At 61.1% G+C, this 7,055-nt stretch carries 6 protein-coding genes; all 6 read right to left on the bottom strand.

Going from position 1 to position 7,055, the window contains the following annotated elements; genetic code table 11:
- Positions 1–440: 440 nt before the first annotated feature.
- A complete protein-coding gene (locus CRP40_RS13580) occupies positions 441–1,208 on the bottom strand; it encodes an SDR family oxidoreductase (RefSeq protein WP_027913938.1) in 768 nt (255 codons plus the stop codon).
- 645 nt (positions 1,209–1,853) lie between these two features.
- Positions 1,854–2,570 carry an ABC transporter ATP-binding protein gene (locus tag CRP40_RS13575; protein WP_023532899.1) on the bottom strand — a complete coding sequence of 239 codons (717 nt, stop codon included), beginning with the start codon at positions 2,568–2,570 and terminating at the stop codon, positions 1,854–1,856.
- A complete protein-coding gene (locus CRP40_RS13570; protein WP_023532980.1) occupies positions 2,567–3,442 on the bottom strand; it encodes an ATP-binding cassette domain-containing protein in 876 nt (291 codons plus the stop codon). Before CRP40_RS13570 ends, CRP40_RS13575 begins: the two co-directional genes overlap by 4 nt.
- Entirely contained in the window at positions 3,439–4,740 is a 1,302-nt protein-coding gene (livM, locus tag CRP40_RS13565; protein ID WP_023532919.1) for a high-affinity branched-chain amino acid ABC transporter permease LivM, read from the bottom strand. Before livM ends, CRP40_RS13570 begins: the two co-directional genes overlap by 4 nt.
- A gap of 2 nt (positions 4,741–4,742) precedes the next feature.
- The gene (locus CRP40_RS13560; RefSeq protein WP_023533025.1) at positions 4,743–5,657 is read right to left on the bottom strand and encodes a branched-chain amino acid ABC transporter permease; all 915 of its coding nucleotides are present in this window, start codon (positions 5,655–5,657) and stop codon (positions 4,743–4,745) included.
- A 155-nt stretch (positions 5,658–5,812) separates the two neighbouring features.
- Positions 5,813–6,949 carry a branched-chain amino acid ABC transporter substrate-binding protein gene (locus CRP40_RS13555; RefSeq protein ID WP_027913939.1) on the bottom strand — a complete coding sequence of 379 codons (1,137 nt, stop codon included), beginning with the start codon at positions 6,947–6,949 and terminating at the stop codon, positions 5,813–5,815.
- Between the last annotated feature and the right edge of the window lie 106 nt (positions 6,950–7,055).

Below are 7,055 nucleotides of genomic sequence, written 5' to 3'. Positions count from 1 at the left end.
TTCATTGGCGCGGGTGGCGCACAGTCACCCTTCCGCCCTTACGGCGGCTCACTTTTTGTCTTGTCAAAAAGTAAGCAAAAACCGCCTGCTCCTATCATCCGGCCCCTACGCTACGCTCCGGGGTCCCCTCGCTCCGGGCTTGCTCCCGGGAGGACCGCGCTGCAGGCCCCATCCTGGGGCCCAGCGCTTGACGGGCATCCATGCCCGTCACCTCCCTCCGCAAGCCCTGCGCTCGGCCTCCTGAAGTCGCGATCTGCGCCGCCTGGACTACCGCGCGCTTAGAAGCAAAAGCCAAAGCAACAGCAACGGCAACGGCAACGGCAACGGCAACGGCAACGGTCATTCAGGTTCGCGAATAGCCCTTCCGAATGCGGCAGGGTTTCGCCGGGGGTTCGCCCGTGGAGAAGAACTCAGTCATACCCACCGGTCAAAAACCCAAATTACCCCTTCGCCGAGCGATCAATAGAGAACCCAGCCCAGTCCTGGCTAACCGGCATCAACTCCAGGCTATTGATGTTGATATGCGCCGGCTGGTTGAGTATCCAGAAAATGGTCTCGGCAATGTCCTGCGGCTGGATCGGCTCGGCCCCCGCGTAGGTAGCATCGTACTTGGCCTGATCACCGCCAAACCGAACCAGCGAGAACTCGCTCTCGCACAAGCCAGGCTCGATGTTGCTCACCCGCACGCCAGTACCGCGCAAATCGCAGCGCAGGCTCAACGAGAACTGACCCACGAACGCCTTGGTACCGCCATAAACGTTACTGCCCGGATAGGGGTAATTACCCGCCACCGACCCCACGTTCAGAATGGATGCCCCCCGCCCGTGGGCGATCAAGCGGGGCAGCAGCAAGCGCGTGGTGTAGATCAGCCCCTTGATGTTGGTGTCGACCATGGTTTCCCAGTCGTCGAGGCTGCAGTGCTGTGCAGCGTCCACCCCCAGCGCCAACCCGGCGTTGTTGACCAGTGCGCGGAGCGTGTCGAAGCCCGCTGGCAACGTGGCGATGGCCTGTTCCATCGCCTGGCGATCACGCACATCCAGCACCAGGCCATGAACTTCGGTTTGCGCAGACAATTCGGCACACAAGGCATCCAGGCGGTCCTTGCGGCGCCCCGTGAGCACCAGCTTCCAGCCCGCCTCGGCAAACCGGCGGGCAGTGGCCTCGCCAAAGCCGGACGTGGCGCCTGTGATGAAGACGGTCGAAGTCATGCAGTGTTCCTCACGTAAGAGATCCTGGGTGAAACCGCAGCATGCCCGTGCCCGATGCGCCGGGCAAGTCGTCACGCGCACTGATCGTTTTTTGATCAACACACTGAAGGCCGCATATACACTGGGCTACAGCCACCTATGAGCACCTTATCCACAAGCCTTTCCCCGCCAATTGGGGGCAACTGCGGCACCAGGCGGAACCCTTTCAGCATTACACGGTCGCGCCTGCCTTTTTCAACCGCGCCAATTCCTTTATCCCATGCCGCATCCAGACGTCTGTCCAACGCTTTTCCACAACCTTATCCACAGGCGTACGGGTTTATGACATCACCCTTGAAAAGTACTAGTCAGGTAGCGATATCGTCATGCAGCTAGATCCTGATCAAAAAACGATCAAGTCTATGGAGCCCCTGAATTCCTTGTCTTGGAGAAAGATGCCACCATGTTTTCCACAGGCACCTCCACACGAACGGTGGACTAAATCAGGCTGTGGGTAACAAAGGTTGGCCAGTCGCTTCGAGCCTGTGCATAAGCCCGAGGCCGTGGCAGTTGTCCACACCAGGCACCGCCTGGTGAAACGTGCAGGCCAGTCCCTTGAAGCGTTGACCAGCCCCGATTGACTCAGGGCTGGAACACCATCAGGGCTCAGTGCCCGCCCAAGTAAGCGCTGCGCACCTCTTCATTGACCAGCAACTCCTGGCCCGTACCCGTCATGCGTATCTGCCCGTTGACCATCACGTAAGCCCGGTCCGACAGCTTCAACGCGTGGTTGGCGTTCTGCTCGACCAGAAAGATGGTCATGCCCGTCTTGGCCAGCTCGCGCAGGGTGGCGAAGATTTGTTTGACGACGATGGGCGCCAGCCCGAGCGAAGGCTCATCCAGAAGCAGCAGCCGAGGCCGGCTCATCAAGGCGCGGGCGATGGCCAGCATCTGCTGCTCGCCCCCCGACATGGTCATGGCGCGCTGATTGCGTCGCTCCTTCAAACGTGGAAACAACGTATACATCCGCTGCATGTCCTCGTCGGCATGCTTGTCGCCGATGGGGATGGTGCCCATCATCAGGTTTTCTTCGACACTCATGTCCGGGAACACCCGCCGCCCTTCCGGCGACTGGGCGATGCCGTTGGCGGCAATGTAGTGCGAGGACTTGCGGGTGATGTCGGTGCCCCGGTAGATGATCTGGCCGGAAGCGGCGCGGGGCTGCCCGAAAATGGACATCAACAAGGTGGACTTGCCCGCCCCGTTGGCACCGATCAGGCTCACCGTCTCACCTTCGTCGATGTGCATGGACACCTGCTTCAGGGCCTGGATGGGGCCGTAGAACACATCCAGGTCCTTCAATTCCAGAATGGGTGCAGTCATATCAGCTCCTCTTCGTCGGCACCCAGATAGGCAGCGATCACTGTCGGGTTGTTGCGGATATCCTGAGGCGCGCCCTCGGCGATCACGTTGCCGTGGTCCAGCACGACGATGTGGTCGGAAATGCTCATGACCATGCCCATGTCATGCTCGATCAGCACCACGGTGATGTCATGCTCGTCGCGCAGGACCCGCACCATGCGGCTCAACGCTTCGGTCTCCTGAGGGTTCAAGCCCGCGGCAGGTTCGTCCAGGCAGATCACCTTGGGGCGGGTGCACATGGCACGGGCGATTTCCAGGCGTCGCTGCTGGCCGTAGGACAGTTCGCCGGCCAGGCGATTGGCGCAGTCGACCAGGTCCACCACCTCCAGCCAGTAGAAGGCATGGTCCAGCGCGTCGCTCTCGGCCTTGCGATACCCCTTGGTGTTGAGCACGCCAGCCAACAGGTTGCGGTTGACCCACATGTGTTGGGCCACCAGCAGGTTCTCGACGACAGACATCTCCTTGAATAGCCGGATGTTCTGGAACGTCCGGGCCAGACCGGCCCGGTTGACCAGGTGGGTGCCGCCGAACATCTTGTAGTACAGCCGGCTGGCGAACCGTGATGGCGAGACGAAGTCCGCCGCCTGGAAGCGCTCGCCCAGCAACTGAATGACGTTGGTATGGCTACCCCGTGCATTGAGCTCGATTCGTCCGCCGCTGGGCTTGTAGAAGCCGGTCAGGCAGTTGAACACCGTGGTCTTGCCTGCGCCATTGGGGCCGATCAGGGCGAAGATCTGATTGCGCCTGACTTTCAGGCTCACATCGCTGAGCGCCTTGATGCCACCGAACTGCATCATCAGGTGGTCTACCGAAAGAATGATGTCGTCGCTCATGGCGCCACTCCTTTACGCGGGGTCACACCGGACCGGCTGATGCGGATCAGCCCGCGCGGTCGCCAGATCATCATCAGCACCATCAGCACCCCAAACAGCAGTACCCGATACTCGGAGAAGCTGCGCAGCAGTTCTGGCGCAACGGTGAGCACGAACGCGGCAATCACCACGCCGACCGTCGAGCCCATGCCGCCCAGTACGACGATGGCCAGGATCAGCGCTGACTCGAAGAAGGTGAACGAGGACGGGTTGACGAAGCCTTGGTAGGTGGCGAAGAACACCCCCGCCAGCCCCGCAGTCGAGGCGCCCAGGGTAAACGCCGAGAGCTTGACCAGCACATGATTGAGCCCCATGGAGCGGCAGGCGATCTCGTCTTCGCGCAGGGCCTCCCATGCTCGACCTACCGGCATGCGTGTCAGCCTGTGCTTGATGTACAGCACGGCCAGCACCACCAAAAACAGCACCGCGTAGATGAACACGAACTTGAGATTGGGGTTGTAATCGATACCCATGAACTCGTGGATGGGCACGCCCCCGTCCTTGGCCCGCCGACCGAACTCCAGGCCGAGGAACGTCGGCGCCGGGGCCGGCATGCCATTCGGCCCACCGGTGAACGACAGCCAGTTGTTGAGCACCAGGCGAATGATTTCGCCAAAACCCAGGGTGACGATGGCCAGGTAATCACCGTGCATGCGCAACACTGGAAAGCCCAGGATGCACCCGGCCAGCGCTGCGGCAATGGCCGCCAGGGGCAGCACGCTCCAGAAGCCAAGCCCCAGGTACTGGTAGCCCAGCGCCAGGCCATAGGCACCGATGGCATAGAACGCGACATAACCCAGGTCCAGCAGCCCGGCCAGGCCAACCACGATATTCAGGCCGAGACCAAGCAGCACATAGATCAGCCCGAGGATCACCACCGTCAGCAGGTACTTGTTGGCAAAGATCGGGAAGACGATGGCGATCACGATGAGCGCAGGAATGATGTAGCGCAGCCGCGACTTGTAGTCCGGCGGGTTCACATGCACGCCTGAACCGCCATTGTCGAAGCCTTGCAGCATGCGCCGACCGGCAGCGGTTTGCAGGTAAAGGCTGAGCAGGAAGCGCCCGAGCATCACGCCGCCGACCAGCCACGCCACACGCCGCGGTTCGGCGTTGAAGCTGTAGCCGTCGAGCACCACACCGACGACCGGGCCGAACACGATGAGCGCCAGCAGCCCTGCAACCAGGGTTTCCACTACGCTGCGCTTGAGATCGAAACCTGTCTTTTGGGGAACGGATACGGATTTGGCAACGGACATGGTCACACCTTAGCCACGAGTGGGCGACCCAGCAGGCCTTGGGGGCGGAAGATAAGGATCAGCACCAGCAGCGAGAAGCTGAATACGTCCTTGTAGTCCGAGTTGATCAGCCCGGAGAACAGCGATTCGGAGATGCCGAGGATGATGCCGCCGAGCATGGCGCCAGGCAGTGAGCCGATGCCACCGAGCACTGCAGCGGTGAAGGCCTTGATGCCGATGATGAAGCCGGCATAGAAGTCGAAGGTGCCGTAGTTCATGGTGATCAGTACGCCGGCCAGCGCCGCCATCACGGCACCGATGACGAACACGTAGGAAATTACCCGGTCGGTGTTGATGCCCAGGATCGACGCCATCTTGCGGTCCTGCTGGGTCGCGCGGCACATGCGCCCGAGCTTGGTGTACTTGATCACGTAGGTCAGCAGGCCCATGCCAACGAAGGCCGCCACCAGGATAAAGATCTTGGTGTAGGTCAGTTGCACGAAACCGCTGCCCACCTCGACGCGCCAGGCGCCTTCAAGCAGGGTAGGTACCCCCTGTTGCCGCGCACCTTGGCTGATCTGCGCGTAGTTCTGCAGGATCAGGGAAATGCCGATGGCGCTGATGAGCGGCGCCAGGCGGGTGGAGTTGCGCAAGGGTTTGTAAGCGATGCGCTCGATGGTGAAGCCGTATACCCCGGTCACCACAATGGTGAACAACAAGGTGCCCAACATCAGCAGGGGGAAGGATTCGACGCCGAAATAGGCCAGCAATGCCAGGCTGATCGCCGCCAGGTAGGCGGAAATCATATACACCTCGCCGTGCGCGAAGTTGATCATGCCGATGATGCCATAGACCATTGTGTAGCCGATGGCGATCAGGCCGTAGACCGACCCGAGGGTCAGGCCGTTGACCAGTTGCTGCAGGAAAATACCATCCATAACGCAATCTCACCTGATCGAGATCGCACCGGTGCTGCCCACGCAGGGCCCGGTACCAGGCAGCCATGGCGCTGCAGCACTGTGCTGATCTTCGGATAAAGACGGGTACCGCGGGGCCCGGCCCCGGAGCTTGCGCCCGGGGCCTGGAGCCGTTGTTATTGTTGTTTTTCCAGCTGGTGGTACTTGCCGTCCTTGTCCCACTGGTAGACCACATAGTCCGACACCGTCAGGTCACCCTTGCTGTCCCACTTCTTCTCACCCATTACCGTCTGCACAGGGTTGGCCTTCAACCACTTGGCCGCGTCTTCGCCCTTGTTGGACTTGGCGCCGTTGAACGCGGCCGCCAGTGCCTGCAACGAGGCATAGGCGTAGAGGGTGTAGCCTTCGGGCTCGGTGCCGCCTTTACGGAATTCCTCGACCACCGCCTTGCTGTCCGGCAATTGACGCGGGTCGGCGCCAAAGGTCATGTAGACGCCATCGACGTACTGCGCCCCGCCTGCCGTGGACACCAGTTCGTCGGTGACGATGCCGTCGTCGGACATGAACCTCACGTCCTTGAGCCCTTGCTCGCGCAGCTGACGTACCAGGGGGCCGGCCTCCGGGTGCAGGCCACCGAAATAGACCACGTCGGCGCCGGTGGAGCGGATCTTGGTGACGATGGCGCTGAAGTCTTTCTCGCCTCGGGTCAGGCCCTCGTACAGCACGGGCTTGACGCCGCGTTTTTCCAGTTGTGCCTTGGTCGCATCGGCCAACCCCTGGCCGTAGGTGTCCTTGTCGTGCAATACGGCCACTTTCTGGCCCTTGAGTACATCGACGATATAGTTGCCGGCGACGACGCCCTGCTGGTCGTCACGCCCGCACATGCGGAACATGGCCGACAGGCCGCGCTCGGTGACCTGCGGGTTGGTCGAGCCTGGCGTGATGGCGATGACGCCTGCTTCGTCGTACACCTCGGATGCCGGAATGGTATTGGAGGAGCAGAAATGCCCTACCACGCCAATGACCTTGTCCTGGTCAACCAGCCGGTTCGCCACAGACACGGCCTGCTTGGGTTCGCAGGCGTCGTCGCCTTTGACCAGCACGATCTTCTCGCCATTGACCCCACCGGCTGCGTTGATCTTGTCAGCCGCTGCCTGCGCACCTTTCATGTATTGCTCGCCAAACGCTGCGTTGGCGCCGGTCATCGGGCCTGCGACACCGATCTTGACGTCGGCCTGTACATACGAAGAAACACCCAGCGCCGCGGCAACGGCCAGGGCCAGGAAACCTTTCTTGTAAAACGTCTGCGACATGAGGTGGTGCTCCTAGAGTTTTTTTGATTGGCACTACAACGACTCAGCCCTGTGCTCTGAGCAAGGGCCGTGCCATTAGATTCGCATCATCTTCAAACCCCACCGT

Origin of the sequence: Pseudomonas sp. URMO17WK12:I9, assembly GCF_900230165.1 — a bacterium.
Classification (GTDB): Bacteria; Pseudomonadota; Gammaproteobacteria; order Pseudomonadales; family Pseudomonadaceae; genus Aquipseudomonas; species Aquipseudomonas fulva.
The sequence above is the reverse complement of the archived record's forward strand: the minus strand, read 5'-3'. Positions and strand labels throughout refer to the sequence as shown.